At 66.9% G+C, this 26,985-nt stretch carries 20 protein-coding genes; 8 read left to right on the top strand and 12 right to left on the bottom strand.

Annotation, left to right across the window (positions count from 1 at the left end; translation table 11 throughout):
- Positions 1–17: 17 nt before the first annotated feature.
- From tilS to VN11_RS15770, 3 genes are all read right to left on the bottom strand, one after another.
- Positions 18–1,304 (bottom strand): tRNA lysidine(34) synthetase TilS, encoded by a 1,287-nt coding sequence (tilS, locus tag VN11_RS15780; protein WP_053450427.1) that lies wholly within the window; start codon positions 1,302–1,304, stop codon positions 18–20.
- Between the two features lie 550 nt (positions 1,305–1,854).
- Entirely contained in the window at positions 1,855–2,400 is a 546-nt protein-coding gene (locus tag VN11_RS15775) for a WG repeat-containing protein (protein WP_053450426.1), read from the bottom strand.
- The gene (locus VN11_RS15770) at positions 2,397–4,103 is read right to left on the bottom strand and encodes an alkaline phosphatase (protein WP_053450425.1); all 1,707 of its coding nucleotides are present in this window, start codon (positions 4,101–4,103) and stop codon (positions 2,397–2,399) included. Before VN11_RS15770 ends, VN11_RS15775 begins: the two co-directional genes overlap by 4 nt.
- Positions 4,104–4,257: 154 nt before the next feature.
- Here VN11_RS15770 and VN11_RS15765 point away from each other — a divergent pair, with 154 nt between their 5' ends.
- Positions 4,258–5,592, top strand: a complete 1,335-nt coding sequence (locus tag VN11_RS15765; RefSeq protein ID WP_008266950.1) for a dicarboxylate/amino acid:cation symporter — start codon at positions 4,258–4,260, stop codon at positions 5,590–5,592.
- A 198-nt stretch (positions 5,593–5,790) separates the two neighbouring features.
- Here VN11_RS15765 and VN11_RS15760 read toward each other — a convergent pair whose 3' ends face one another.
- Together VN11_RS15760 and VN11_RS15755 are read right to left on the bottom strand one after the other, a co-directional pair.
- Positions 5,791–6,564 carry a C40 family peptidase gene (locus tag VN11_RS15760; RefSeq protein ID WP_053450424.1) on the bottom strand — a complete coding sequence of 258 codons (774 nt, stop codon included), beginning with the start codon at positions 6,562–6,564 and terminating at the stop codon, positions 5,791–5,793.
- A gap of 131 nt (positions 6,565–6,695) precedes the next feature.
- Positions 6,696–7,235, bottom strand: coding sequence for a C40 family peptidase (locus VN11_RS15755; protein ID WP_053451358.1), 540 nt, complete (start codon positions 7,233–7,235; stop codon positions 6,696–6,698).
- A 111-nt stretch (positions 7,236–7,346) separates the two neighbouring features.
- Here VN11_RS15755 and VN11_RS15750 point away from each other — a divergent pair, with 111 nt between their 5' ends.
- The 7 genes from VN11_RS15750 to VN11_RS15720 all read left to right on the top strand — a co-directional run bounded on the left by VN11_RS15750 (position 7,347) and on the right by VN11_RS15720 (position 13,992).
- Positions 7,347–7,829 (top strand): FKBP-type peptidyl-prolyl cis-trans isomerase, encoded by a 483-nt coding sequence (locus VN11_RS15750; protein ID WP_008266927.1) that lies wholly within the window; start codon positions 7,347–7,349, stop codon positions 7,827–7,829.
- A 99-nt stretch (positions 7,830–7,928) separates the two neighbouring features.
- Positions 7,929–9,173, top strand: coding sequence for a DUF418 domain-containing protein (locus VN11_RS15745; RefSeq protein WP_053450423.1), 1,245 nt, complete (start codon positions 7,929–7,931; stop codon positions 9,171–9,173).
- Positions 9,174–9,176: 3 nt separating this feature from the next.
- Positions 9,177–10,427, top strand: a complete 1,251-nt coding sequence (locus tag VN11_RS15740; protein WP_053450422.1) for an NAD(P)/FAD-dependent oxidoreductase — start codon at positions 9,177–9,179, stop codon at positions 10,425–10,427.
- Entirely contained in the window at positions 10,424–11,782 is a 1,359-nt protein-coding gene (gene gorA / locus VN11_RS15735; protein ID WP_053450421.1) for a glutathione-disulfide reductase, read from the top strand. Before VN11_RS15740 ends, gorA begins: the two co-directional genes overlap by 4 nt.
- A 186-nt stretch (positions 11,783–11,968) precedes the next feature.
- Positions 11,969–12,889 carry a DMT family transporter gene (locus tag VN11_RS15730; protein WP_049457775.1) on the top strand — a complete coding sequence of 307 codons (921 nt, stop codon included), beginning with the start codon at positions 11,969–11,971 and terminating at the stop codon, positions 12,887–12,889.
- A complete protein-coding gene (locus VN11_RS15725) occupies positions 12,886–13,224 on the top strand; it encodes an MGMT family protein (RefSeq protein ID WP_238581893.1) in 339 nt (112 codons plus the stop codon). The genes VN11_RS15730 and VN11_RS15725 overlap by 4 nt, the downstream gene beginning before the upstream one ends.
- 93 nt (positions 13,225–13,317) lie before the next feature.
- Positions 13,318–13,992 (top strand): rhomboid family intramembrane serine protease, encoded by a 675-nt coding sequence (locus tag VN11_RS15720; RefSeq protein WP_008267505.1) that lies wholly within the window; start codon positions 13,318–13,320, stop codon positions 13,990–13,992.
- Between the two features lie 126 nt (positions 13,993–14,118).
- Here VN11_RS15720 and VN11_RS15715 read toward each other — a convergent pair whose 3' ends face one another.
- From VN11_RS15715 to VN11_RS15685, 7 genes are all read right to left on the bottom strand, one after another.
- Positions 14,119–15,702 (bottom strand): phytoene desaturase family protein, encoded by a 1,584-nt coding sequence (locus tag VN11_RS15715; RefSeq protein ID WP_053450419.1) that lies wholly within the window; start codon positions 15,700–15,702, stop codon positions 14,119–14,121.
- A gap of 76 nt (positions 15,703–15,778) precedes the next feature.
- Positions 15,779–16,273, bottom strand: a complete 495-nt coding sequence (locus VN11_RS15710) for a VOC family protein (RefSeq protein ID WP_053450418.1) — start codon at positions 16,271–16,273, stop codon at positions 15,779–15,781.
- A 124-nt stretch (positions 16,274–16,397) separates the two neighbouring features.
- The gene (locus tag VN11_RS15705; protein ID WP_053450417.1) at positions 16,398–18,407 is read right to left on the bottom strand and encodes a M13 family metallopeptidase; all 2,010 of its coding nucleotides are present in this window, start codon (positions 18,405–18,407) and stop codon (positions 16,398–16,400) included.
- 158 nt (positions 18,408–18,565) lie between these two features.
- Positions 18,566–20,668 (bottom strand): M13 family metallopeptidase, encoded by a 2,103-nt coding sequence (locus VN11_RS15700; protein WP_053450416.1) that lies wholly within the window; start codon positions 20,666–20,668, stop codon positions 18,566–18,568.
- 194 nt (positions 20,669–20,862) lie between these two features.
- Positions 20,863–21,693 (bottom strand): sel1 repeat family protein, encoded by an 831-nt coding sequence (locus tag VN11_RS15695; RefSeq protein WP_053450415.1) that lies wholly within the window; start codon positions 21,691–21,693, stop codon positions 20,863–20,865.
- Positions 21,694–21,828: 135 nt separating this feature from the next.
- Positions 21,829–23,838: an alpha/beta hydrolase family protein gene (locus VN11_RS15690; protein WP_238581823.1), complete on the bottom strand. Its 2,010-nt coding sequence runs from the start codon at positions 23,836–23,838 to the stop codon at positions 21,829–21,831.
- 107 nt (positions 23,839–23,945) lie between these two features.
- Positions 23,946–26,855 carry a TonB-dependent receptor domain-containing protein gene (locus VN11_RS15685; RefSeq protein ID WP_053450414.1) on the bottom strand — a complete coding sequence of 970 codons (2,910 nt, stop codon included), beginning with the start codon at positions 26,853–26,855 and terminating at the stop codon, positions 23,946–23,948.
- Between the last annotated feature and the right edge of the window lie 130 nt (positions 26,856–26,985).

Raw genomic sequence — 26,985 nt, 5'->3', positions numbered from 1 at the left:
CGCGCGCGGGGGTCAATTCACCAGCCGCCCGGGCGCCACTGCAGTTGCGCCCCATGGGCCTGCAACCAGGCCTGCAAAGGTGCTGCGATGACCACGTCGGCGGCAGCAAGCAACTGCGGGCCATCGAAGATCAGCGGTAGCTGCGCGCGTCGCCAGGGCGCGAGGTGTTCCCGTTGCAGGCAGTCCTTCAGGGCATGCGAATGCTGGCGTCCTGGCAGCTGGATGCGCTCACCACCCACGCGTGCGCGGACCTGCAGCGCGTGTTCGAAGGCCGCGGCGCCCTGCAGGCGCAGCTGGCCGCCATCGGGCAGCGGCAAGGGCGCGCGTCCATCCCATTCGGCCTGCCAGTCGCGTGGCAGCACGGGAAGCGCCGCGGGGAGCAGGTACGCATGGTCCCGCCATTGCTGGATCACATGATCGTGCCACCCCACGCGCGCCTGGCGGTCGTTGTCGGCGGGAAGCAGTTCGGCCAGTGCCTGCTGCAGGACCGTGGCCGGCAACGGTGCCGCATCATGGCCCAGCACCCAGCCACGCAGCACGCGTGCGGCGCGGCCCGGCGAAATCTGCCGCAGCAGCTGCAGCGACAGCACGCGCGGTGCCACCTCCAGATGCGCGATCAGCTCGGCGTCTTCTTCATCAAGCAGTTCACGGGTCTGCCCGCAATGCGCGGCGCTGCCGGCCAGCGCCGCGGCCGCATGTGGCCAGCGCTGGCGCAGCAGCGGCAGCACCTGCAGGCGCAGGAAATTGCGGTCAGCATGATCGTCGCCATTGCTGGGATCTTCGATCCAGTGCAGTGCATGCTGGTGCGCGTAGTCCAGCAGTGCATCGCGCGGGACCTGAAGCAATGGTCGCCACAGGGCGTGTCCACCAAAGCGACTGTGTACGGACATCGCAGCAAGGCCATCGACGCCGGAACCGCGCAGGGCGCGCAGCAGGAAGGTCTCGGCCTGGTCGTCCTGGTGCTGGGCCAGCGCCAGTGTTTCGCCGTCGCGCAACTCGGCGGCGAAGGCCGCGCGCCGTGCCTGCCGCGCTGCGCCTTCGAGGCCCAGGCCTGCGGTGTTATCGATTCTTACGTGGTGCACGGCCAGGTCGATGCCCAGCGCTGTGCACTGCTGCTGGCAGTGCCGCACCCAGTCGTCGGCCGCGGACTGCAGGCCATGGTGCACGTGCACCGCACGCAGCGGAGTGCCGGAGGCCTGTGCGCAGCGGCACAGCCAGTGCAGCAGCACGGTCGAGTCGACACCGCCGCTGTAGCCGACCAGCAGCGGCGCATCCAGCGGAACGAGGGTAGGGAAGGCAGTCACGGGGCAAGTATAGGGTTGCTCGGCAGGGCTGCGCCCTGCACCCGCTACGATCAAGAGCAACAGCAACGGCAACAGCAGAAGCAGAAGCAGGCTTCCTGAGGGATGGCGGGGTGGGTCCGGTTGCGGGGGGCGCTGCAAGTACGTCCATGTAAGCTCGGTCGCCGCATCCATGCGGCTCACGCCCCCGCAACCGGACCCACCCCGCCTTCGACAGTTTCCTGCGAACTGTCGGGCATGTTGATGGGGTCAGATCCGTTTTCCACAGGAAAACGGATCTGACCCCGGATTCAATTCGATATCTGACAGATGTGATCCACGCATGGCGTGGATGATCCAACCGTCACCGGGAACCTGTCGAAGGTGGGGCGGTGTCGGATTGCGGGGTGTCCGCGGCATGGATGCCGCGGCCAAGCCCCCAGGGATGGGTTCACGGCGTCCCCGCAATCCGACACCGCCCCGCCAAACCCACAGAAAACCAGAGCCGCTTTGGCTGTTGCTGTTGCTGTTGCTCTGGCCTGCAGCAGGTGCAGGGCGCAGCCCTGCCGAACCCCTACTTCACCCGGCGGCCCGAACGGTCGATGCGGAACCGCTCTCCGCCTTCCATCGGCGTGTGCCCATCCGCATCCGGCGTGCCGCGACGGCAGCCGTTGCAGACCTCGGCCACGCCATCGCGGAACGGCCAGCCGAAATCGAAGGTGCCCGGAACCACCTGACGGAACTTCAGATCGAAGTAGCCCACGCGGTTGCCGACGCGGGCCCGCAGCAGGCCCTCCTGCGGTGTCTCCGGCCCGTTGTCCCAGGTCAGCACCGGCAGGCTGCGGCCCTTGCGGTTGACGTAATGGAAACCCTGGTCGGCATACACCACGGCCAGGCCGTGGTCGTCGAAGTTCAGGTCTTTCAGCGTGTCGGGGTGGATCCTGGGCCGGTGATCGACCACCTCGCAGTTGGGCAGCGGCCACAACCCGTGCTCGTCGGTGAGCAGCTTGCAGGCCGGTGCCTGTGCCAGCGCAGTGCTGCTGGCCAGCATGCCGAGCAGGACCAGCGACCGCGCGAGGCGGCCGCTGGCGGGGGCAGGGCGGGCCTGCCGCGCGATCACTTGGCCTCGGCCTTGCGCTCGAAGGCGGTCGGCGCCGGCAGCTGCACCGGCACGCCCTTGTCGTCGCAGGTGCCGGCCTGGCACAGGCGTTCGCGCAGGGCCGGGGTGGCCTGCACGATCATGTGGTAGATCGCGTTCTGTTCCAGCGTGCCGCGGATCGCCTTGCTGCCCGGGCCACGGGCCCAGATGCCGACGTCCTCGCCACCGTGCGATTCAGCCTTCATCGGCACCAGCGCTTCCTGCATGTAGTCCGGGTGCTCGGTGTCGACCTCGCGCAGGTTCGGGCGGCCATTGGCCGGTTCGAAACTGCTCGGGTTGTGCGGGTAGCGCTTGGCGCCGGCCGGCTGCTGGTTGCTGGCGCCGGTGTGCCCCGGGCCGTTGGCGTAGGTCAGGGTGGTGTACGGCTGGCCGCTGCCGTCCAGCGCATAGTCCAGCTTGCCGGCACCGTCTTCGCCGCCCTTGTCCTTCACCTTGCCCAGGATCGGGTTGCCGCGTGCCGGGTAGCCGACGAAGTTCAGGGTGTGCGAGTGGTCGGCGGTGACGATGATCAGGGTGTCGTCGGCCGAGGTCAGTTCGTTGGCCACGCGCACCGCGTCGGACAGCGCCACGGTCTCGGTCAGGGCACGGTAGGCGTTGCCGCTGTGATTGGCGTGGTCGATGCGCGCGCCCTCGATCATCAGCACGTAGCCCTCCTGGTGCTTGGCCAGGTTCTTGATCGCCGCGGCGGTCAGTTCGGCCAGGCTCGGCTCGCCGCCCGGATCCTGCGGGCGCTCATACTCGTAGCGCATGTGGTCCGGCTCGAACAGGCCGAGGATGGCCGGCGCGTTGGCGGAGGCGGCCAGCTGCTTGCTGTTCCAGACGTAGGCACCCTGCGGGTGCGCCTGCTGCCATTCCTGCACCAGGCTGCGGCCGTCCAGGCGCTGGCCGACCTTGTCGTCGTATTCGGGGTCACGCTCTTCGACGGTGGTGAATTCGCCACGGCCGCCGCCGAGGGCGACCAGCGGGCCACGGCCATAGCGCGAGGTCGACAGCAGCTGCTGGGCGATGTCCTTGCAGCCGGCCGCCTTGGCCGCTTCGGTCAGGTCGGTGTCGTTCTCCCAGTTGCGCTCGGGCGAATTCGCGTAGGTGGCGGCGGGGGTGGCATGGGTCAGGCGTGCGGTGGACACGACGCCGGTGGCCAGGCCGGCGCTGTCGGCCAGCTGCAGCCAGGTCAGCAGGCCCTTGGACAGGCTGTCGGCGCAGTCGGTGCGGCTGCCGGCGCTGACGCCGATCGCACCCATGTGGGTCTTCACGCCGGTGGTGATGGCGGTCATGGTGCCGGCCGAGTCCGGCGTCTGCGAATCGGTGTTGTAGGTCTTGCTGAACGCCGTGGCCGGGAAGCGCTCCCAGGACAGCAGGTTTTCTTCGCCCGAACCACCCTTCTGCTGGCCCTCGTAGATGCGCGAGGCGGCCACGGTGGTCAGGCTCATGCCGTCGCCCAGGAACAGGATGACGTTCTTGGCCTTGCCGGACATCGCGCCGTTGGCGGCCGCCTGGGCGGCGCCGCTGCGGTACCACCACTGCGGGGTCTCACCGGCCGGGTGGGCGACGGGATCGACGGCGACCTTGAGGCCGGCCGGGGCGGACGCGGGGGCAGTGCTGGCGCAGGCGCCCAGCAGCAGGGTGGTGGCGCAGGCGGCCAACAGGGAGACGGAACGGCGCATGGACGCTGGGATCTCACAAACTGTAACGGGACGTTCATTATGCCCGGCCCCGCAAGGCACGCCGATGACACACTGATTTGCCGGCCGGGCGGTCGTTCTGCCGGCCGCCTTGGGCTATCGTTCCAGCATCCCTTTCTTCCCCTCTGGATTGCCTATGAAGCTGGTCTCTGCCTGGCTGCGGATTCCATTCTGGCAGCGCGTGGTCGGTGGCTTCGTGCTCGGCGCGCTGGCTGGCTGGGCGCTGGGCCCGGCCGCGGAAACGTGGTTCGGCCCGCTCGGCGAGCTGTACGTCACCCTGATCAAGATGATCGCGGTACCGCTGGTGTTCTTCGCGGTCATCAACGCGATCTCGTCACTGCACGGCCAGAAGTCGGTCGCCGCGCTCAGTGGCCGCACCTTCCTGTGGTTCGTGATCACCGCCGCGCTGGCGGTGTGCGTCGGCCTGGGCGTGGGTACCGTGCTGCAGCCCGGCGCCGGTGGCCTGCAGCTGTCGATGGCCAGCAACTATGTGCCGCGCGAAGTGCCCAGCGTGGTGCAGGTGCTGCTGGACGTGGTGCCGGCCAATGTCTTCTATGCGCTGTCCGGCATCGGCACCAAGGTCAATGCGGCCGGTGAAACCGTGCTGGCCGCCGGTCGCGGTTCGATCCTGCCGGTGATCTTCTTCGCCGGCCTGGTGGGCTTTGCCATCGTCAAGCTGGGCGAGAAGGTGACCGAGGCGCGCAAGCTGGTCGGCCAGATGAGCGACATCATGATCCAGGTGACCCGCTTCGTACTGGAGGTCACCCCGATCGGCACCTTCGGCCTGATCGCCGGCCTGGTCGGCAGCTACGGGTTCGAGAAGCTGCTGCCGCTGGGTCATTTCGTACTCGCCCTGTACGTGGCCTGCGCGCTGCACATCGTGGTGGTCTACAGCGCGCTGCTGCTGGCGCACGGCCTGAACCCGCTGAAGTTCTTCCGTGGCGCGGCACCGGGCATGCAGGTGGCGTTTGTCAGCTCGTCCAGCTTCGCGGCGATGCCGGTGGCGCTGCGCTCGATCACCCACAACCTGGGCGTGAACAAGGACTACGGTTCGTTCGCGGTGCCGCTGGGCGCCAGCATCAAGATGGACGGCTGCGGCGCGATCTACCCGGCGCTGTGCGCGGTGTTCATTGCGCAATACAGCGGCGTGCCGCTGACCCCGGAACAGTACGTGGTGGTGCTGATCGCCTCGGTGCTGGGCAGCTTCGGCACCGCCGGCGTGCCGGGCACCGCAGTGATCATGGCCACGGTGGTGCTGAGTGCGGCCAACCTGCCGCTGGAGACCATCGGCTACCTGTATGCCATCGACCGCATCCTGGACATGATGCGCACGATGACCAATGTGACCGGCCAGATGCTGGTGCCGGTGATCGTGGCCAAGGAAACCGGCCTGCTGGATCAGGCGGTGTACGACAACCCGTCCGGCAATGTGGGTGTGGACGACCCCGACCCGACACCGCCGCGCAGCTGAGGTTGTGCGTAGCGATGAAAGGCCCGCCCTGACCGGCGGGCCTTTTGTTTGGCAGGCGGCTGATGCGGTACCGACCAACGGTCGGTACCCACCGGGGGTGGCCGGCGCCTATCCGTCATTGCGGGCCCAACAAAAAAAAGCCGCTGCAGGGCAGCGGCTTTCTCGTGTCAGGCGGCGCGGTCGCGCCAACCGGTCAGGTCAGAGATCGACCCGGCGGGCCTGCATGAACTTGTTGCCCCAGTAGCCACTGAGCAGGGTGTCCACGCGCACGTCCTTGCCCGAGCTCGGGGCGTGCAGGAAGCGGCCGTCACCGACGTAGATGCCGACGTGGTCCACGCGGCCCTTGCGGCCGAAGAACACCAGGTCGCCAGCGGCCAGCGCGGTGCGGTCGTTGATCAGTTCGGCGTTGTCATCGTGGGCCATCTCGCGCGAGACGCGCGGCAGCTCGATGCCGAGGGCGGAGCGGAACACGTAGCCGACCAGGCCACTGCAGTCGAAACCGCTGTCCGGGTTGCTGCCCCCCCAACGGTACGGGGTGCCCAGCAGGGTCATCGCACGGCGCAGCAGCGACTGCACCTTGCCGTTGTCGGCGGCGGTACCGACAACGCTGCCATTGGCGGCGCTGCTGGTGTCGTAGTTGGCGAGCAGGCGGCTGAGATCGCCGGCCACCACGGCCGAGCGGTCCATCAGCGGAATGGTGTCGTTGGCGGCCAGGTGCGGCAGCAGGGCGGCCAGGGTCGCGCTGGCGGCGGCATCGACGCGGCTGCGCTGCGGAGCGGCGGCCTCGGCCTTGGCGGCCGGTCGGGCGGGGCTCTCGGCCACCGGGGCCGGAGTCACATCGGAACGATTCGGAGCAGTCTGCGACCATGCCGGAAGGCTGGTCAGACACAGTGCCAGGCCGAGCAACAGCGGGCGGGCACCACGTGAAGATACGGAAGTCTGGCCTTCGCTTTTCAGGTCGTCAGTCGTCACGCGTCGGTCACAGAAAAAAAACGATGGGGCATCATGCCCTGTAAAAGCGTCAATAAGTTAAAAATTCCGTTAGTAATCCGTTAGTTCTATGGTGATGTGTGTCACAGTTTTGAACATATCGCCTGTTCATTTTAGCGAAGGACACGTTTCGCGCCGGTGTAGTGGTCCTTCCAGTAGGGCCCGCTGAGCGAGTCGAGCCGGACGGTGCCGCCGGTGCTCGGCGCGTGCACGAAACGACCTTCGCCGACATAGATGCCGACATGGGTGACGTTGCCGCGGCTGCCAAAGAACACCAGGTCGCCGGTCGCCAGGCGCTGTGGGTCGATCTTCGGGCCCTGTACCGCCGCCAGGTCACGCGAGGTGCGCGGCAGCTTCAGGTCCAGCATCTCGCGGTACACATAGGCGACCAGTCCGCTGCAGTCGAAGCCGGAATCGGGGGTGTTGCCGCCGTAGCGGTAGGGCGTGCCGACCAGGCTGATGGCACGCATCAGCACCGAGTTGGCGGCCTCGGGGTTGTCCGGCACGGTCTTGGGCCAGTGGGCGGTCGGCGGGGGCGGAGCGGGGCGGGTGGCCTTGCCGCCGCCACAGGCGGTCATCAGCAGGGGCAGGGCCAGCAGCAGGGCCGGGGCGAGGAGCCGGCGCAGGCCGGACGAAACTGGCGTGATGTGCATGATCTCCGGATAATGCGCCACCTTGGATTGGCCGTCATGATGGCGGCGTCCCCGCCGGGCGACAACCCGCCCCAACCCGCCTGCCTCCGGCAGATCCAGACAGAGTTGCGCATGAAGATCGAAAAAGACCGCGTTGTCCGCTTCCACTACACCGTTTCCGAAGTCGGCCAGGAGCCGATCGAATCGTCCAAGGACCGCGGCGAGCCGCTGGCGATCCTGATCGGCCACGGCAACATCATTCCGGGCCTGGAAAACGCCATGATGGACAAGGAAGCCGGCGCGACCTTCAGCGTCGACGTCACTGCGGCCGACGCCTACGGCGAGCGCCGCGAGGGCCTGTCCCAGCGCGTGCCGAAGAAGCACTTCGGCAACACCAAGCTGGCCCCGGGCCAGCAGGTCGTGCTGCAGACCAACTTCGGCCCGCGTGCGGTGACCGTGCAGAAGGTCGGCATGAGCGTGGTCGACGTTGACCTGAACCACCCGATGGCCGGCAAGGACCTGCATTTCGACGTGGAAATCGTCGATGTGCGCGAAGCCGGCCAGGAAGAGATCGACCACGGCCACGTCCACGGTGACGGTGGTCACCACCACTGATCGCAGCGCGATCGTGATGGCAGCAACGGCCCGCTTCGGCGGGCCGTTGCGTTTCTGGAACACGGCGCGGGCATCCATGGCGCGTGGGCCGGCGGCATAATGGCGGACCTGCCCGACGGATGCCCCGTGAACGCCGCTTCTCCCTCCCTGCAGCCGATGGCTTCCGGCGAACGCATCGCCGTGCTGGACATCCTGCGTGGTGCCGCCCTGCTGGGCATCCTATTGATGAACATCGAGGCCTTCAGTGGCCCGCTGGACCTGGCGTTCACCGGCATCGACGTGCGCTGGCAGGGCATCGACTACTGGGCCGATGCCTTTGTCTATGTGTTCGTGCAGGGCAAGTTCTTCACCCTGTTCTCGCTGCTGTTCGGCGCCGGCTTTGCGGTGATGGCGCAGCGCGCCGACGTGGCCGGACGCAATTTCACTCCGTTCTACCTGCGCCGCAGCGCCGGGCTGCTGCTGATCGGCCTGTGCCACGCGCTGCTGGTCTGGTCCGGCGACATCCTGGTGATGTACGCGCTGATCTCGCTACCGTTGCTGGCCTGCCGCGAGGCACCGCGCAGCTGGCTGCCGTGGATGGGCGTGATCGTCTACCTCGGCGGCGTGGCGATGATGCTGCTGGTCGGCGCGATGGTGTCGATGGCCTCGGCCGAAGAGGTGCAGGGCATGCTCGGCGAAGCGCAGCAGAGCATCGCGCTGCAGCGTCAGGTATACGGGCAGGGCAGCTGGGCGCAGGCCACCGTGCAGCGCTTGAGCGAGTTCGGTACCTCGATGGGCGCGCTGCTGATCACAGGCCCGGAAGTGCTGGGCATGTTCCTGATCGGCAGCTGGTTCGCCGGCAGTGGCGCGCTTGCCGCGCCGGAGCGCTTCCCACGCCTGTACGCCTCGCTGCGCTGGATCGCGCTGCCGCTGGGCCTGCTGGTCACGGTGCTGGGTGTTGCCTGGAAACCGTACCTGGCACCGGGTGCTTACGATCTGCCGGTAACAGCCGCAATGGCACTGGTGACGATCGGCGGCCTGCCGATGTGCCTGGGCTACCTGGCGTGGATCGTGCACTGGCGCACGCGGCTGGCATGGCTGGCGCCGGTCGGTCGCATGGCGTTGACCCACTATCTCGGCCAGTCGCTGCTGTGCACCTGGGCCTTCTACCACTATGGCCTGGGCAGGTTCGAGATGATGCCGCGCAGCGTGCAGTTGTTGTTCGCGCTGCTGCTGTTTGCCGTGCAGGTGGGCATCTCACACGTGTGGCTGCGCCACTTCCGCTTCGGGCCCATGGAATGGCTGTGGCGTGCGATGACCTACCGGCAATGGCCGCCGATGCGGCGCGGAGCCGGGCAGGGCTGATTGATGTCGAGGGCGCGCGAGGACGTGATCGTGGTCGGCGCCGGGGCCATCGGCCTGGCCAGCGCGCTCGCGTTGCGCGCGCAGGGCCGGCAGGTGCGCGTGATCGACCGGGCGCGCGTCGGGGGCGCGACGTCGCATGGCAACTGCGGCACGATCACCCCCAGCCACGCACCGCCACTGGCGGCGCCCGGGGTACCGCTGCGCGCGTTGCGCTGGATGCTCGATCCACGCGCGCCGCTGTACGTGCGCACGCGGCTGGATCCCACGCTGTGGCGTTGGTTGCTGCAGTTTGGTGCACGCTGCAATCCACGCGACTGGCTGCAGTCCACGCGTGCACGCGCTGCACTGCTGGATGATTCGCGGCAGCGCCTGGCCGCATGGGTGCAGGCGCATGCGCTTGACTGTGAGTTCGCTGCGCGCGGGCTGGACTACGTGTTCGGCGATGCACGCAACTTCGACCACCATGTGGCTGAATGCGAGGCACTGAACGCGCAGGGCATCGCCACGACCTGCATTGGTGGTGGCGACTATGCGCGCGCGAATCCGGCCTTCCACGATCGCCTGGCCGGCGCGATCCATTTTCCTGGTGACGCGCAGCTGCGGCCGGATCGCTACACCGCCGAGCTGGCACGCGTGCTGCGCGCGCAGGGCGTGGTGATCGACGAGCAGGTGGACGTGCAGGGATTCAGCGATGACGCACAGGGTGTACGCGTGCAGGCGGATGGGCAGTCGCTGGCCGCGCGCGAGCTGGTACTGGCCACCGGGCCGTGGTCGCGGTACTGGGCACGGCAGCTGGATCTGCGCGTGCCGATCCAGCCAGGCAAGGGCTACTCGCTGACCTGGTCGCGGCCGGCGCTGGTGCCGCAGCGGCCGGTGGTGCTGAAAGATCATTCCGTGTTCGTGATCGCCTGGCGCGAAGCGCTGCGGCTGGGCGGTACCATGGAATTCGCCGGTGCCGATCCAAGCTTGCGCGCGACCCGCCTGCGCGCGCTGCAGCAGGCTGCCGACCACTACCTGCGCGCGCCACGCGGTGCGCAGCTGCAGGAGCAGTGGTGCGGTTGGCGACCCATGAGCGTGGACGACGTGCCGTTGATCGGCCGTGCGCCCGCGCATCCTCACGTCTGGCTTGCAGCGGGGCATGGCATGCTCGGCATCAGCATGAGCGCCGGCACCGGCCAGCTGATCGCCGATCTCGTCTGCGGCCGCACCCCAGCGATCGATCCTGCCCCTTACCGACCCGAGCGATTCCGATGAGCACTGCACCCTATGATTACGACCTGATCGTCCTTGGCGGCGGCTCCGCCGGCCTGGCCGGTGCGATCCGCGCCGCGCAGCATGGCAAGCGGGTGGCAATGCTGGAGCCGGGCGAACTCGGCGGTACCTGCGTCAATGTCGGCTGCGTGCCGAAGAAGGCGATGTGGCTGGCGGCCGACCTGCACGAACGCATCGGCCTGGCCAGTGCGATGGGCTTCGATGTCGAGGCGCGCCCGGCGCTGTCGTGGAAGGAACTGGTGATCCATCGCCAGGCCTACATCAGCAACATCCACACCAGTTACCACAAGCGCCTGGACGAGACCGGCGTGGTGCGCATTCCGGCGCGCGGCCACCTGCTCGATGCGCACACGGTGGCCTGCAGCGATGGCGTGCGCTACAGCGCCGAACACATCCTGATCGCCACCGGCGCGCATCCGTTGCGGCCGGACATTCCGGGCGCCGAACTGGGCCTGGTGTCTGATGACTTCTTCGATCTGCGTGCGGCACCGGCCGAGGTCGCGATCATCGGCGGTGGCTACATCGCGGTGGAACTGGCGGGCCTGCTGCAGGCGCTCGGCAGCCGCGTGAGCCTGCTGGTGCGCGGCAAGCGCCTGCTGGAACGCTTCGACTACGAGCTGACCGATCAGCTGGCCGAGAACCTGAAGCAGCAGGGCGTGCGGATTCATTTCGACTATCGCCTGCGCGAACTGCAGCGCGATGGCGAGCGCGTGCGCGCCTTCGGCCACGACGGTCCGCTCGACAGCGTGTTCGATGCGGTGTTCTTCGCCACCGGCCGGCGCGGAAACAGCCGTGATCTGGGACTGGAGGCACTCGGCATCGGCATCGGCGAACACCAGCAGGTGCAGGTGGATGAGTGGCAGACCACCAGCGTGCCGAGCGTGCATGCCGTGGGTGACATCGCCGGCAAGGTCGGCCTGACCCCGGTGGCAGTGGCGGCATCGCGGCGGCTGATGGACCGCCTGTTCGGTGGCCGTCCGCAGTCGAAGATGGATTACGAGAATGTGGCCAGCGTAGTGTTCTCGCACCCGCCTTTGGGCGCGGTGGGCATGAGCGAGGAAGAAGCGCGCGCGCGTTTCGAGCAGGTGAGCGTGTACCACAGTCGTTTCCGCCCGATGCTGCAGGCGCTGGCCAATGGTGCCCAGCGCAGCCTGTTCAAGATGGTCTGCGCCGGCCCGGAGGAACGGGTGGTGGGCATCCACCTGCTGGGCGAAGCGGCTGATGAAATCCTGCAGGGCTTCGCGGTGGCGGTGAAGATGGGCGCGACCAAGGCCCAGTTCGATGACACCGTGGCGATCCATCCGACCTCGGCCGAGGAAGTGGTGCTGATGCGCTGAGCCGGGCCGTTGTAGAGCCGAGCCATGCTCGGCTGCCGTGCGAAAGCAGTCGAGCATGGCTCGACGCTACAGAAGGCGGCATTCGGGCACGCTCAGCGCTACCAGGGCGGGCACCGGTCGCCCCCATGCGACAATGGCCGCCCCCACGCCTTCCCGGGCCGCCCCGCGCGGCCCGCCGTCGTCCTGATGTCCAGCCCTGCTTCCCGTATCGCCACCGCCTCCCCTCGCATCGCGCTGGGGGGCATTGGCCTGGCCGCGATCGGCGCCATCGCCGCCTCCGGCAAGGCGATCATCGTCAAGCTCGGGCTGCGCCACGGCGTGGATGCCACCACGCTGCTCGCGCTGCGCATGCTGATGGCATTGCCCTTGTTCGTGCTGATGGCGCTGTGGGCCGCGCGCCGGGCCGAGCCGTTGTCATGGGCCGACCGCGCCCGGGTGCTGTGGCTGGGTTTCACCGGCTACTACCTGTCCAGCCTGCTCGACTTCCAGGGGCTGCAGTACATCAGCGTGACCCTGGAACGGCTGATCCTGTACTTGAATCCAACCCTGGTGCTGTTGATCAACGTGCTGCTGGCACGCCAGCGACCCGGCCGATGGCAGGTCGGCGCGCTGGTGCTGAGCTATCTGGGCGTGCTGCTGGCGTTCGGCCACGACCTGCAGCGCGAGGGCGGGCAGATCATCATCGGCAGCCTGCTGGTGCTGGGCAGTGCGCTCAGCTACGCACTGTACCTGTTCGGCAGCGGCCAGGTGGTCGCGCGCATCGGTGCGGTACGGCTGACCGCCTACGCCAGCTGCGTGGCCAGCGTGCTGGTGCTGCTGCATTTCGCGGTCACCCATCCGCTGCCGCTGCTGTGGCAGGCGCCGGCACCGGTGCAGTGGCTGTCGCTGGTCAACGCCACTGTGTGCACCGTGTTGCCGGTGCTGGCGATCATGCTGGCGGTGCAGCGCGTGGGTTCGTCGCTGGCCGCACAGGTCGGTATGCTGGGCCCTGTTTCCACCATCGTGATGAGCCTATGGCTGCTCGACGAACCGATGGGGCCGGCGCAGATCGCCGGCACCGTGCTGGTGCTGATCGGCGTACTGCTGGTGACCCGCCTGCGGCGCTGACGCCGGAACAGGCGCGCGCGCGCATCCTGGCGGTGATCCGTGCCATTCCGGCGGGGCAGGTGATGGGCTATGGCCAGGTGGCGATGCGTGCCGGCCTGCCCGGGCGGGCGCGGCTGACCGCGCGGATCCTCGGCCAGAACGACGACCCGGACCTGCCCTGGCATCGCGTGCTGCGCTCGGATGGGCGCATCGCCATGGAAGAAGGCTCGGCGGGCTGGCGCGAGCAATCGCAACGGCTGCGCGCCGAAGGCGTGGTGGTGGAGAACGGCCGGGTACGGATGCAGGCCACCGATCCGGCCGCAGCGCTGGATGCGGCAGTGTGGGGGCCGGGCTGAGCAGGGCTGGCGACTGAACAGGCCGTGCCTGGCGGTCGCCAACAAGGCCGGGTGCTGCGGCTATGATGGAGTCCGATCCATGCCGGTGCTCCCATGTTCCCGCGACTGCCAACCGTCACCAAGGCCCTGCTGATCGCCAACGCGATCCTGTTCCTGCTGCAGCAGCCGTTCCTGCTCGGCATGCAGACCTTCGAGCCGTTCATGCTGCAACCGTTGCAGCAGGGCTTCGATGCGTTCTCGCCGGGCGGCAATTTCCAGCCCTGGCAGCTGCTGACCTATGGCTTCCTGCATGGCAGCTTCGGCCATCTGTTCTTCAACATGCTGGCAGTCTTCATGTTCGGCGCGCCGCTGGAGCAGACCTGGGGCGAGAAGCGCTTCCTGCTGTACTACCTGGTGTGCGTGGCCGGTGCCGGTGTCTGCCAGTTGCTGGTGGGGACGCTGCTAGAGAACCCGGCGACGGTGCTGGGCGCGTCCGGCGGCGTGTTCGGCCTGCTGCTGGCCTACGGCATGCTGTTCCCCAACCAGCGGGTGATGCTGCTGTTCCCGCCGATCCCGATGAAGGCGCGGACCTTCGTGATCCTGTTCGGCGTGGGTGAACTGGTGCTGGGCATGACCGGCTGGCAGCCGGGCGTGGCCCACTTCGCGCACCTGGGCGGCATGCTGTTCGGCTGGTTGTTGATCCGTTATTGGCGCGGGCAGCCGCCGTTCAACAAGCGTCGGCCGCCGGGCCCGCCGAATCGACCGAACCATCTGCGCAGCGTGAAGTGAGGCGCTATGCGCCCCACTTCACGCGGGTAGGTGCCGACCGTTGATCGGCACACCTTGTCCCACGCGGGTAGATGCCAACCTCGGTTGGCGTTCACTCTGCCGCTCTGTGCCAACCAAGGTTGGCACCTACCCATCCTGCAACACCACCTGCGCGGCATTGTGCCCCGGTGCACCGGTAACGCCGCCGCCCGGATGGGTGCCCGAACCGCACAGGTACAGCCCGGGCAGCGCGCCGCGGTAGCCGGCCTGGCCGACCATCGGCCGCGCCGAGAACAACTGGTTGGCACTGAGCGCACCGTGGAAGATGTCGCCACCGATCAGGCCGAAGGTCCGTTCAAGATCCAGCGGTGACAGCACCTGGCGGCCCAGCACGCTGCCGGCGAACCCTGGCGCATAGCGTTCGACGGTGGCGATCATCAGGTCGGCCACGGTGTCCCGATGATCATCCCAGTGGCGGCCGTCGGGCAGCACCGGTGCCACGTGCTGGCAGAACAGGCTGGCCACATGCTGCCCGGGCGGTGCCAGCGAATCGTCCAGCGTGCTCGGAATCAGCATCTCCACGATCGGTTCGCGTGACCAGCCTTCGCGGCGCGCATCCAGCCAGGCGCGGTCCATGTAGTCCAGGCTGGGCGCCATGATGATGCCGGCGCTGAGGTGATCGCCGGGGCCGGGCAGGGCGCGGAACTCCGGCAGCCGCGACAGCGCCACGTTCATCCGGAACGTGCCGGACCCGCAGCGCCAGTTCGCCATGCGTTCGCGTGTGGCGGGCGGTACGTGCGCCGGTTCCAGCAGATGTTCGTAGAGCAGTTTCGGGTTGACGTTGGCGATCACCGCGCGTGCGCGCAGGGTTTCGCCGTTGGCCAGTTCCACGCCCACCGCGCGGCCCTGCTCGATCAGCACGCGCTGCACGCCGGCCTGCACGCGCAGTTCCGCACCGGCCGCGCGCGCCGAGGCGGCGATGGCCTGGCTGATCGCGCCCATGCCACCAATCGCGTGGCCCCAAGCGCCGTTTACGCCGTTGCACTGGCCGAACACGTGGTGCAGCAGCACGTAGGCACTGCCCGGGGTATACGGGCTGGCGTAGTTGCCGACGATGCCATCGAAACCGAACAGCGCCTTGATCGGCTCGCTCTCGAACCAGCGGTCCAGATACTCCGCCGCCGACAGCGTGAACAGGTCCAGCAGTTCCTGCCGCAGCGAGGGATCCAGCGTCGACAGTTCGCGCCCGAGACGACCCATCTGCCACAGTGCGGGCAGGGCTCGCCAACCACCTGCAACGCCAATATCCGGCGGTGCGCGCAGGGCCCACGCGCGCAGCACGTCGGCAAAGATCTCCAGGCGTGCCTCATATTCGGGCAGGCGCTGCGCATCCCGCTCGGAGAACTTCGCGACTTCGGCCTGGGTGCGGCCGGGTGCCGAGAGCAGATAGCGGCCATCCGGCAATGGCAGGAAGTTGTTGGCAGGGCGCGCGACGATGCGCAGCCCGTGCGCATGCAGTTGCAGGTCGTCGATCACCTTGGGCTGCAGCAGTGACACCGTGTACGACGCCACCGAGTTGCGAAAGCCCGGATGGAATTCCTCGGTGACCGCCGCACCGCCGAGAACGCCACGACGTTCCAGCACCAGTACCTTCTTTCCGGCGCGCGCCAGATAGGCCGCGCAGACCAGGCCGTTGTGGCCACCGCCAACGACGATCGCATCCCAGGTCATCAGCGCCTCGGAAAAAGGGGACGGAGGGGATTAAGTCGCAATTCGCATTGCAGCGCAGGCAGTGGGGGAAAACGACTTAATCCCCTCCGTCCCCTTTTTTGATCGCCGCCTCAATGGTGGCGATGTCGATCTTCTTCATCGGCATCATCGCGTTGAAGGCGCGCTTGGCCAGTGCCTTGTCCTTGCTGGTCACCGCTTCGATCAGCATGCGCGGGCTGATCTGCCAGGAGATGCCCCAGCGGTCCTTGCACCAGCCGCATTGGCTCTCCTGGCCGCCGTTGCCGACGATCGCGCTCCACAGGCGGTCGGTCTCGGCCTGGTCTTCGGTCTGGATCTGGAAGGAGAATGCTTCGCTGTGCTTGAACGCGGTACCGCCGTTGAGGCCGACGCAGGGAATGCCACAGACGGTGAATTCGACGGTAAGCACATTGCCTTCCTTGCCGTCAGGATAGTCACCGGGCGCGTGATGCACGGCGGTCACCGCGCTGTCGGGCAGGATGCTGGCGTAGAAGGTGGCGGCCTCGAGCGCGCCGTTGTCATACCAGACGCAGATCGTGTTCTTGTGTGCCATGTCAGGGCTCCACGATGGACGAAGCAGCAGCGATAGCATGCCCGGTGTTAACCCCGGATCGTGCTGCACCCGCAAAAAAAAGGGCGCCCGAAGGCGCCCCTGTGTTACCGATTCATCAGCAGGCTCAGCGCCAGACCTTGATCTGCTCGGCCTCGCTGCGCTGCATCGGCTGGCCGGCCTTGCAGCTGAAGGTGGCACCGAAGGCCGGCAGGTTGGCCAGCGTGCCATTGCTGCGCCACAGGCCCGGCGCGCGGATGTCGGCGGTCAGGCGGCGCACGGCTTCGTTCGGCGACAGCTGCTGTGCCCACAGCGCCGACCAGGCGCGGAAGAAGCCCTGCTGCTGTGCCTGCTTGGCCTTCGGTTCCTGTGCGGTGTACGCGGCCCAGGCCAGTTCCAGGCCAGCGATGTCGGCCAGGTTCTCTTCCTGGGTGAGCGTGCCGTTGACCTTGGCACCCTTCACGCCGGGGAAGTCGTAGGCGCCGTACTGTGCGGCCACGCGGTTGCCGAGCAGGGTCCAGGCGGTCTTGTCGGCCGGGGTCCACCAGCTGCGCAGCTCGCCCTTGGCATCGACCAGTGCACCCTTGGCATCGATCGCACGGGTCAGCTCGTGGCCGACCAGGCCACCGAAGCTGCCGAACTTGTCGGCGGCGTCAGCCTTGGCGTTGAACACCGGGCCCTGCAGGATCGCGGCGGTAACGATCAGGCGGTTCTGCGCCAGGTCGTAGGCCAGCGACGGCTGCTGCGGCAGCACGTCCCAGCGACGGTCGGCGTTGCCCTTGCCGATGCGCTTCATTTCCTCGCGATGGCGCCAGGTCGAAGCGATCAGCATGTTGCCGCCGAACGAGCCACGGCCCATCGGCTGCACGCTGTAGTCCAGGTCGCGCAGCGGGGTGCCGATCTCGATCTTCAGCGCGGCCAGCTTGGCCTGCGCTTCGGTCTTGGCTTCGGCGCTCATCCAGCTGCTGTTCCTGACCGCTTCGATCTGCACTTCGCGGACCTTGTCGACGATCCACGCCGCCTGGCGACGGTCTTCGGCCGACAGGTAACGCGCGGCGTACTCGCGGCCGACCATCGGGCCGGCGGCCACGTTGATCGCGTCCAGCACGTCTTCCCAGCGCTGCGGCGGCAGGGTTTCGCCGCGCAGCACGCGGCCGCGGAATTCGAACTCGGCGTCGCGGTAGGCCTTGGACAGGTACGGCGCCATCGCGTCACCCACGCGCCAGCGCAGGTAGGCCTTCCACTGGTCCGGCTTGAGCTTGGTGACCATGCCGTCGAGCTGCTTGAACAGGCCCGGGTCGGCCAGCGAGACCAGGTCGTCATCCACGCCCTGGGCCTTCAGGAAGGCATCCAGCTGCAGGTTGCGGTAGCGGCTGTTGAGCTCCTTGGTGGAGATCGGCGCGTAGTTGTTGAACGGGTTGTTGATGCCGGCCAGCGACTGCGCATTGCGTGCCAGCTCGGTTTCCAGCGCGATCACCGACTGCGATTCGGCATCCAGCTTGGCGGCGGGGGTGCCGGTCAGTGCCAGGATCTGCTTGACGTAGGCGCGGTAGCGACCCATCAGCGCCACGGTGTCGGCGTCGGTGCGGGTATAGAACGCCGGGTCCGGCAGGCCCATGCCGCCCTGCATGAAGTAGCCGATGTGGCGATCCAGCGCCTTCAGGTCCACGTCGGGGCCGAAGTTGAAGGCCACCGGAATGCCAACCTGGTGCAGCGCGGCGATCGACGCCGGCACGTCCTTGGCCTTCTTGATGGCGTTGATGCGGGTCAGCAGCGGGGCGATCGGGTTGGAACCGTCGGCTTCCACCGCGGCTTCGTCCAGGCCGCTGGCCCAGAAGTCACCCAGCAGCTTCTGCACGTTGCCCTGCGGCGACTTCATCGCGGCATCGAGCAGTTCGCGCTGCTGCTGGCGGCTGCGATCGACCAGCTGTCCCAGTGCGGTGGTGGCACCGGTCTGCGGTACGGGGTTGGCCTTCAGCCAGCCTGCGTTGGTGGCGTCGTAGAAGTCGCTGCACTGGGCACTGACAGCCGGGGCGCGGGCGGCCTTCTTCTTGGCGGCGGCAAACGCATCGTGGGTCGGGACCAGGGTCGCCAGGCTGATGCCCAGGGCGATGGCAAGCGGACGGAAGTTGGGCATGTGGAACGAATCCGTGATGGATTGAGGGCGCGCGCACTATAGCAAGCCGGGCATCGACGCGGCATGCAGGCATCACGCTGCGTTCGCAGGGCGCCGCCAAAAACAAAGGCCCGGGAAATCCCGGGCCTTTGCAGGTCTGCCGCAGCGTCAGCCGTGGCTTACCAGATCACCACCTGCTGCTCGCCAGCGCGGGCCATCGGCGAACCGGCCTTGCACTGGAACGCAGCGGCGAAGGTCGGCAGGTTCGACGGCGCACCCATGGCGCGGAACTGCGCCGGGGCATGCGGGTCGGTGGCCAGGCGGACCTTGGCGTTTTCCGGGGTGTACTTGGTGCGCCACACGGTGGCCCAGTTGAAGAAGAAGCGCTGGTCGCGGGTGAAGCCGTCGACCTTCGGATCTTCCTTGCCGGCGGTGGCCTTCTGCAGGGCGTCGTAGGCGGTGGCCAGGCCACCCAGGTCGGCGATGTTCTCGCCCAGGGTCAGGTGGCCGTTCACGGCCTGGCCGTCGACCTTGTACTGGTCGAACTGCTTGACCAGCTTGCCGGTCAGGCCTTCGAAGTTCTTCTTGTCGGCCGGGGTCCACCAGTCTTCCATGTTGCCGGTCGGCCCGAAGCGTGCGCCCTGGTCGTCGTAACCATGGGTCATTTCATGGCCGATCACCGCACCGATGCCGCCGTAGTTCAGCGCGTCGTCGGCCTTCGGATCGAAGAACGGCGGCTGCAGGATGGCGGCCGGGAACACGATCTCGTTCTGCAGCGGGTTGTAGTACGCATTGACCGTCTGCGGGGTCATGCCCCACTCGGTCTTGTCGACCGGCTTGCCGATCTTGGACAGGTTGAACTTGTAGTTGAACTCGCTGGCCGCGCGCACGTTGCCCAGGTAGCTGTCGCGCTGGGTCTGCAGGCCGGCCCAGTCACGCCACTTGTCCGGGTAGCCGATCTTCGGGGTGAAGGTTTCCCACTTGGCGATGGCCTTGGCCTTGGTTTCCTCGCTCATCCAGCTCAGGCCCTGGATGCGTTCCTTCAGCGACGCGGCCAGGTTCTTCACCAGCTCTTCCATCTTCGCCTTGGCTTCCGGCGAGAAGGCCACCTTCACGTACAGCTGGCCGAAGGCTTCGCCGGCATCGTTCTCGATGGTGCCCAGCACGCGCTTCCAGCGCGGCTTCTGTTCCTTCTGGCCGTTGAGGGTCTTGCCGTAGAACTCGTAGTTCTCCTGCACGAAGGCGTCGGCCAGGTACGGCGAAGCGCTGTCCACGGTGTGGAAGCGCAGGTAGGCGCGCCATACCGACGGATCGGTGTCGCCCAGCGCCTTGCTCACTTCCTCATGGAAGGCCGGCATGGCCAGCGAGAACTTCTCCGGCGCGGCCACGCCCTGCGACTTGAAGAACTCGGTCCAGCTGAAGTTCGGGGTCAGCTTGTCGGCGTCGGCCAGGGTGACCGGGTTGTAGAACAGCTCGACGTTGCGCGACAGCTCGACGCGCGACTTGGAGGCCTTGGCCAGGCGGGTTTCGAACTTGACCACGTCCTCGGCCTGCTTGGCAGCATCGGCCGCGGCGACACCGGACAGTTCCAGCACCTTGGCGACGTGCGCCTGGTAGGCCTTCAGCTTGTCGGCGTTCTTGGCATCGGTGTAGTAGGTGGTGTCCGGCAGGCCCAGGCCGCCCTGGCTGGCGTAGGCCATGTTCACGGCCGAGTTCTTGAAGTCGGCTTCGGCGCCGAAGCCGAACAGCACGTTGTCGCCCTTGGCCGCGCTGGTGCGCAGGTAGTTGGCGATGGCTGCCTTGTCCTGCAGGCCGTCGATCGCGGTCAGGTCGGCCTTCAGCGGCTCGATGCCCTGCGCGTTGATCTTGGCTTCGTCCATGCCGGTGGCCCACAGGTCGCCGACGATCTTCTCGATGTGGTTCGGGTTCTTCACCTGTGCGACCTGCTCGGCCAGCTGGTGCTGCACAGCCACCGAACGCTCGTCGAGGATGGTGAAGGCGCCCCAGCTGGTGCGGTCGCCCGGGATTTCATTGGCGGCCAGCCACTTGCTGTTGACGTAGTCGCCGAAGGCGCCACAGGCGTCCTTGCTGGTATCCAGGTCGCTGGGCTGGAAGGCGTTGTAGGCCGGCAGCTTGCTTTCGTCCAGGGTGTACTGGGTGGCCTGGGCGGGGGCCGGCGTGGAGGCGGTGGCGTCCTTGGCCGGGGCTTCAGTCTTGCCGCAGCCGACCAGCGCGGCCGAAACGGCCAGGGTCAGCAGCACGATCTTGGGAGTACGGGTCACTTGAATGGCCTCCAGGCCGAGTGAGTCAGGGAAGGGCCGCAGGGCGGCCGTGGGCCGAACGATACGCCGCCGGCCTGCCCCGCAAGGGTGTCGAAGGTCATGGCGCTTGGCAAGGGTGCCTGTACAGGCACCGGTAGGGCAGCAACCGGGCAGGATCGGCACACTGGCCGCGCCTGTCCGCGCCGGCAGGCGGGTCAGTGTTGTTCCGGAATCGGTTGTGGCTGAGCATCGTCGGTCTTCGGCTCCGGGGCATCCGGCTGCGGAGCCACCTCCGGAATGCGGGACGGGCGGCCCGGTTCCGCAGGCAGCTGTGTCACGCTGCCGACGTCGACACGTGCCACCCGCGGCGTCGACCAGATGGTGTCCTGCCACTGGCGGTACTGCGCGGGATCCCAATAGCGGCTGTCGTAGAACTTGGTGCCATCGATCTGTTCGGTGGTGCCGTTCGGACCGGGTACGAGGATCTTCACGTTGCCGGCGAAACCGGTGCGACTGCCGGTCATGCGCTTCTGCTCGCGGCGCATGGCCAACGCCAGGCGGGGTTCCGCAGCAGCATCGCCGAAGCGCGCATAGACGGCTTCGCCCTCGGTCACGGCCTGGACCCGCTCGGCCTCGCTGAGCGCGGCCCAGTAGCGTTCACGCAGCTCGAGGAAGCCCTTGTAGCCACGCTCCGCAGCGAGATCCATCCAGGCATAGGCCAGCGGGCGGTTCACCGCGGTGCCCGTGCCGTTCCACAGCATTTCGGCAACCATCGCCTGTGACACCTTGTCGCCGTAGAAGCCTGCGCGCTGGAAGAAGCCGAAGGCCGCCTGCAGGTCGTTGGCACGCTGCTTTTCCATGCCCAGCATGCGGAAGCGCAGGTCGGGATGGCCATTGAGGAATCCTGCGCTGATCAGCAACGGGTCTTCGGTGGGATCGGACGGCAACGCCGAAGGCGCCTGGGGGGCCGGAGGCGCGGCGAGGGACGTGACAGGCACAGCCAGCGCGAGCAGCAGCGGTGCCAGCAGGGAGGTGCGGGATTTCATGTTCATCTTTCCTTGATCGAATCGTAGAGGCCCATGGATGAAAGGTCCTTCCTGGCCGGGACACTCTGCATGCGGCGTTGGTCACTATGCCAAAAGCAAGGGGGAGGGGGCGGGCGGCCCCCTCCTCCCGGTGCGCTAGGGGCTGCTGGCCCCGGCGGCGGCGCCGCTGCCGATATGGCGACCAAAGAAGTCCAGCATCTTCGTATACAGGTTCACGCGTGCCGGCACCTCGTAGAAGCCGTGCATTTCGCCAGACTGGATGATCACGCCCTCCGGGGCATTGCCGACCTCGGTGAGGGCCTTGGCCATCAGCTCGGTCTGCTCGGGCACCGCACGCACATCACGCGCGCCGGCGGCCAGGAACACCGGAATCTTCACTTCTGCGGCGCGGCGGGCCGGAGAGGCCTTGGTCCACTCGGCGACGTCGGTGCCATGGGTTCGACGCAGGTAACGCAGTCCGGATTCGCGCTGCGGAATGTCGCCCTTCTTGAACAGCATGTCCACGTCGTATACGCCGACGTAGCCAAAGGCGCACTTGAACAGGCCAGGCTCACGGATCGGCGCCATCAGCGCCGAATAACCGCCGAAGCTGCCGCCGTAGATGCACAGACGATCCTTGTCGGCCACGCCCTGGTCGATCGCCCAGTGGGTCGCATCGAGGATGTCGTTCTGGATGCTGTCGGCCCATTGCTTGTGGCCGGCTTCCTCGAAGGCCTTGCCATAGCCGCCGGAGCCACGGAAATTGACCTGCAGCACCGCGTAGCCGCGGCTGGCCAGCAGCTGCGCTTCGGGATTGAAGCCCCAGTTGTCGCGCGGTCCGATCGGGCCGCCGTGCGGGTTGACGATCATCGGTAGGCGCTTGCCTTCGCTTCCCTTGGGCAGGGTCAGATAGCCGTGCAGCTGGCGGCCGTCGCGCGCCTGGACCGTGAACGGTTTGACCGTGGCCATGCGCTTCGGATCGAGCCAGTCGCGCCCCTGCAGCAGGAACCGAGCTTGGCCGCTGGAGCGGTCGAACAGGTACAGCTCGCCCGGATTGGTGTCGCTGTATACCGAGAGCAGGATCTTGGCGCCATCATCGGTATAGCTGGAAAACTGCACCATCTGCCCCGGGAACGCGTTGGCCAGCGACTGGTACAACGCCGCATCCGGATGGTCGTCCTGGACCAGCGTGACCTTCGGGCTGCCGGCCTGATTGACCACGCCGATCAGCTGCTTGTCGTCGGTGCTCCACATCAGCTGCGAGACTTCGGTGACCGGGTCCTGGAACAGTCGCTTGAACTGGCCGGTGGCCGTATCCAGCGTACCCACGGCGGCCGGTGCCTTGCCATCATCCTGCTCAGCGTAGACCGTGCCGTCAGCGGTGGTGCGCAACACGCGCAGGTGCTGGCCATCGGACTTGGATGCGTTGATCAGCGTCCAGTTGCTGCCATCGCGCCGATAGAGTTCGCTTCGTTCATCGTATTCGCCGCTTTCGTCGCGGCTGGAACTGCACACGGCGAAGCGCGGCTCCTTGCCGGCATCCAGTGCGATATCGCAGTTCTCCTTGGGCGCGCGTGCCAACGGGGTACGCCGGCCGCTGATGGTGTCCACGCTGACCACCTGGGTTCCCGCGCCCTCGGACGAGCGCGGGTAGCGCACCTGCATGATCACGTTCTGGTCATCGCCGCGCAGGGTATCGAGCAGCGAGTACGATTCGTTGCCCACGCTCTTGCTGCGTTGGGTGGCATCGCGGGTGCCGTAGAAGATCACCGGCCGCGCCTGGCTGCCGTCGGCGTTGACGGCGAACCATTCGCCGGTGGGGAACGGCTGCGCATACCCGCCCTGCTTCTTCACGGCATTGAACATCAGCCGCTGGGGAGAGATCCAGTGGAACGCACCGACACTCTTCTTGTCGGGCAGCTGGTTGACCTTCAGTACCTTCAGATCGCTGGTGCGCAGGATGGTCAGCACATCCTGTTCGCCCAGGTCGACGCTGATCGCCAGGTAGTCGCCATTGGGCGAGATCCGGGCGGAATTGAACGTCGCGTGCTTGACGAAATCTTCGATCGAGTAAGGCGTGGACGACGGCGCGGCAAACGTGGCCGGTGGCAGCAGCGCAGCCATGGCAATGGCCAGCGGGGTGAACAGCTTCGACATCTTCTGCATGGGCAGGTTCCTTGTCCGCTGCGGTGATCGGGTTCACCGCATTCAAAAAAAGGAAAGCCCGGTACGTGCCCGGGCTTTCCATCCGTGCTTACATCATCCGCAGATGATCAGAACTTGTACTGCAGGCTCATGTAGAAGCGACGGCCCAGCGGGTCGGCGCCAATGAACGGGTCATAGAACGGATAGGCGGTACGGCTGTTGTCCTTGCGGTACTGGTTGTCGAACACGTTGACCACCTGGAAGGTTGCCAGCACGTTCTCGCCGAACTTCTTGCCAACGCTCAGGTTCCACAGGAAGAACGGCGGCAGGCGACGCGGGTAGTAGCCGCCCGCGCTGTTGGTGCCCGCCGTGTCAAGGCTGCTGAATGCCGAGCCGTAGCGGGTACCGAACACGGTGGTTGCCCAGTCGCCCTTGGACCAGGTGACGCTGCCGCGGGCGCGGCTGCGTTCCGGGTTCCAGTACTCCGGCGGCAGATCGCGGTAGTCGATCAGCGGCTCATCCTTCAGCTGCTTGTACTTGTTGGTCAGGGTCAGCGAATAGCCCAGGTCGAAGTTGAAGCGACCCCAGCGATCGGTGTCCAGGTTGTACTTGTAGCTGGCATCGATGCCGCTGGTGTCCTGCAGCGCGGTGTTGATGTAAGCATTGTTGATGCGGCTGATGCGGCCGTTGTCCGGAGCGTCCGGCTGGTTGACGCGGGTGATCAGGGTCGACAGCTGCGAGCACAGTGCAGCGCTCGGCATCGGGCGCGACGGGTCGCTGGTGCTGCCCAGGCGGCAGGCGGCGTCGGAGCGCAGCAGGTAGTCGTTGCTGAGCTGCGCAGCGGCGTCTTCCAGGCGGATGCGGTAGTAGTCAACCGTCAGCGACATGCCATCGGTCACGTCCCACACGAAGCCCGCGCCCCACGACTTGCCCTTCTCTTCGGTCAGGTTGGGGTTGCCTGCCACCAGGGTCTGCACCGAGTACTTGGTCGGATCGTTGGCGGTGGCATTACAGGCGGCACGGGTACGCGGACCCTGCGCTGCGCCGGCACCGGTACCCGAGCGGCACGCATACTCGTCGAGCTCGGTGGTGTAGGACGCCGCACCCTGTGCGTAGATCAGCTGCATGTCCGGGGCGCGGAAGCTGGTGGCGTAGCTGCCGCGGACCAGCAGGTTGCTGAACGGACGCCATTCCAGGCCGAAGTTGTAGGTGGTGGCCGCATCGACCGACGAGATGTCGTCGTACTTGTCATAGCGGGCCGCGGCGTTGGCGCTGAGGCTGCTGAAGATCGGCACGCGGAACTCCGCACCAATGGCGTAGCGGTCGCGGGTACCGTGGGTTTCGCCCGAGCTGGTCAGGTTGTAGATGGTCTGGCTGTCGATCGGACGCAACTGATCGGTGCGCGGATCGCTGACCATGTCCATCTTCTGCCGGTTCCATTCCAGCACACCCGCGAAGCCGAGGGCGCCGGCCGGCAGATCGAACAGATCGCCACTGACGTTGAAGTTGGCGTTGGCGACGCTGGTCTCCGAACGGTTGATCACGCGCGTCGAGAACGAGCGGTAGATGTCCGGCGTGATCGGCGACGTCCAGCGATCCTGGTTCAAGGCGTAGACCGGATAGATCGCGTTGCCGGTGGTACCGCCGGTGGAGTTGAGGTAGCCCAGGCGTGGGCCGAGGAAGTAGTCATGCACGGCCTGCGCGAGCAGGCGCGGGCGATCCATCTTGTAGTCGTAGTAGCCGTAACCGGCGCTGGCTTCCCAGTCGAAGCGGTCGGCGAAGTTGCCACGCACACCGACGTTGAAGTCGTAGGTGTACTCGTCATACAGGGTGCTGGCTGCTTCGTTGCCGCCCAGCTCCTGCGGAGTGAAGATGCGCTGCAGCGACACCATATCCTTCAGGTTCGGGTCCCAGAAGTACTGGGTGGCTGCACCGGCACTGGTCTGGTTGAAGCGGTCGCCCGACGTCGCCCAGAACTCCGTACCCGCGCTGGCCTTGGCCTTGGTGGTGTAGTAGTTGACGCTGGCGAAGCCCTGGGTGGTATCGGTGAAGTCGAAGGTACCGTAACCGTAGGCCGAGTAGAACTGGCGCTTGTTGGAGATCGAACGGGCGGCGTTGCTGGTGTATGAGCCGCAGTACTTGCCGCGGGACGCGGTGGTGACCGTGTCGAAGCCCAGTGCGTCGCACTTCTCCTGGCCCGGGTACAGGACGTTGTGGTTGAGCGGGCCATTGGCGGAGGCCAGGCCACGAATGACGGCCATCGAAAGGTTCGGGGTCGCCGTACTGCCCAGCGGACCCTCGCGCAGGTCGGACAGCCACTTGCGCTGGCTGGCGAACACCGGCTCGCGGTCGCTGTACTGCAGCGCCCACACCGCGCTCCAGCGGTCACCGGTACGGCCACCGGTCAGTTCCACGTTGACCGTGTCACCGCCGCCTTCGGCAGTCGTGCCGGCGGTCACGCGCACCAGGTTGCCGTCGTAGTGCTCACGCAGCACGATGTTGACCACGCCCGCCACGGCGTCGGAGCCGTAAATGGCCGATGCACCACCGGTCAGCACTTCCACGCGCTCGACGATGCTGCTCGGGATCGAGTTGATGTTGGCGACGTTGTTGTCGCGGTTGTACGGCTGCGGGTACTGCGCCGGGCGGCGGCCGTTGACCAGGGTCAGCGTGTAGCCGGGACCCAGGTTGCGCAGGTTGACCACCTGGGCATTGGGGGTGAAGCCGGTAACGGCCAGGTCGCCGGTGAAGGACGACGTGGTGTTCTGGGTCAGCGTCTGCAGCATGTCACCGACGGTCTGGAAACCTTCGCGGTCGATGTCGGTGCGGGTGATCACGGTCACCGGCGCCGGGCCTTCGACATCAGAGCGCTTGATGCGTGAGCCGACCACCGAGACGCGGTCGAGATTGGTTGCGTTCTTGCCGCCTGCTTCGTTGCCAGCTTCCTGGGCGAAGGCCGGAGCGATGCCGGTGGCCAGCAGGGCCGTGGTGAGCGCAAAGCTCAGCGGGTGGCGGCTGAGCGCCTTGCGGATGGTCATGTGTAGATCCCCTGATGAATCAAACATCGGTCGGCTCCCTGGAGGCTTGCCGCCGTCCCTGATGGGCTGTAGCCCACTTCTCACCGGCTTCACAAGCCGATGAACCAAAGTTAACACAGACTTAACTTGG

This window comes from Stenotrophomonas maltophilia, from assembly GCF_001274595.1.
GTDB classification, from domain to species: Bacteria; Pseudomonadota; Gammaproteobacteria; order Xanthomonadales; family Xanthomonadaceae; genus Stenotrophomonas; species Stenotrophomonas forensis.
Note: the sequence above shows the minus strand (reverse complement) of the source record. Positions and strands in the feature narration are given on the sequence as shown.

Bases quoted from the DNA above. Each gene is read 5' to 3' on its own strand.
- VN11_RS15715 (WP_053450419.1), bottom strand. From the start codon at position 15,702: ATGACCTGGGATGCGATCGTCGTTGGCGGTGGCCACAACGGCCTGGTC.
- VN11_RS15710 (WP_053450418.1), bottom strand. From the start codon at position 16,273: ATGGCACACAAGAACACGATCTGCGTCTGGTATGACAACGGCGCGCTC.
- VN11_RS15765 (WP_008266950.1), top strand. From the start codon at position 4,258: ATGAAGCTGGTCTCTGCCTGGCTGCGGATTCCATTCTGGCAGCGCGTG.
- VN11_RS15740 (WP_053450422.1), top strand. From the start codon at position 9,177: ATGTCGAGGGCGCGCGAGGACGTGATCGTGGTCGGCGCCGGGGCCATC.
- VN11_RS15730 (WP_049457775.1), top strand. From the start codon at position 11,969: ATGTCCAGCCCTGCTTCCCGTATCGCCACCGCCTCCCCTCGCATCGCG.
- VN11_RS15745 (WP_053450423.1), top strand. From the start codon at position 7,929: ATGGCGGACCTGCCCGACGGATGCCCCGTGAACGCCGCTTCTCCCTCC.
- VN11_RS15755 (WP_053451358.1), bottom strand. From the start codon at position 7,235: ATGCACATCACGCCAGTTTCGTCCGGCCTGCGCCGGCTCCTCGCCCCG.
- VN11_RS15695 (WP_053450415.1), bottom strand. From the start codon at position 21,693: ATGAAATCCCGCACCTCCCTGCTGGCACCGCTGCTGCTCGCGCTGGCT.
- VN11_RS15770 (WP_053450425.1), bottom strand. From the start codon at position 4,103: ATGCGCCGTTCCGTCTCCCTGTTGGCCGCCTGCGCCACCACCCTGCTG.
- VN11_RS15750 (WP_008266927.1), top strand. From the start codon at position 7,347: ATGAAGATCGAAAAAGACCGCGTTGTCCGCTTCCACTACACCGTTTCC.
- gorA (WP_053450421.1), top strand. From the start codon at position 10,424: ATGAGCACTGCACCCTATGATTACGACCTGATCGTCCTTGGCGGCGGC.
- VN11_RS15690 (WP_238581823.1), bottom strand. From the start codon at position 23,838: ATGCAGAAGATGTCGAAGCTGTTCACCCCGCTGGCCATTGCCATGGCT.
- VN11_RS15685 (WP_053450414.1), bottom strand. From the start codon at position 26,855: ATGACCATCCGCAAGGCGCTCAGCCGCCACCCGCTGAGCTTTGCGCTC.
- VN11_RS15720 (WP_008267505.1), top strand. From the start codon at position 13,318: ATGTTCCCGCGACTGCCAACCGTCACCAAGGCCCTGCTGATCGCCAAC.
- VN11_RS15705 (WP_053450417.1), bottom strand. From the start codon at position 18,407: ATGCCCAACTTCCGTCCGCTTGCCATCGCCCTGGGCATCAGCCTGGCG.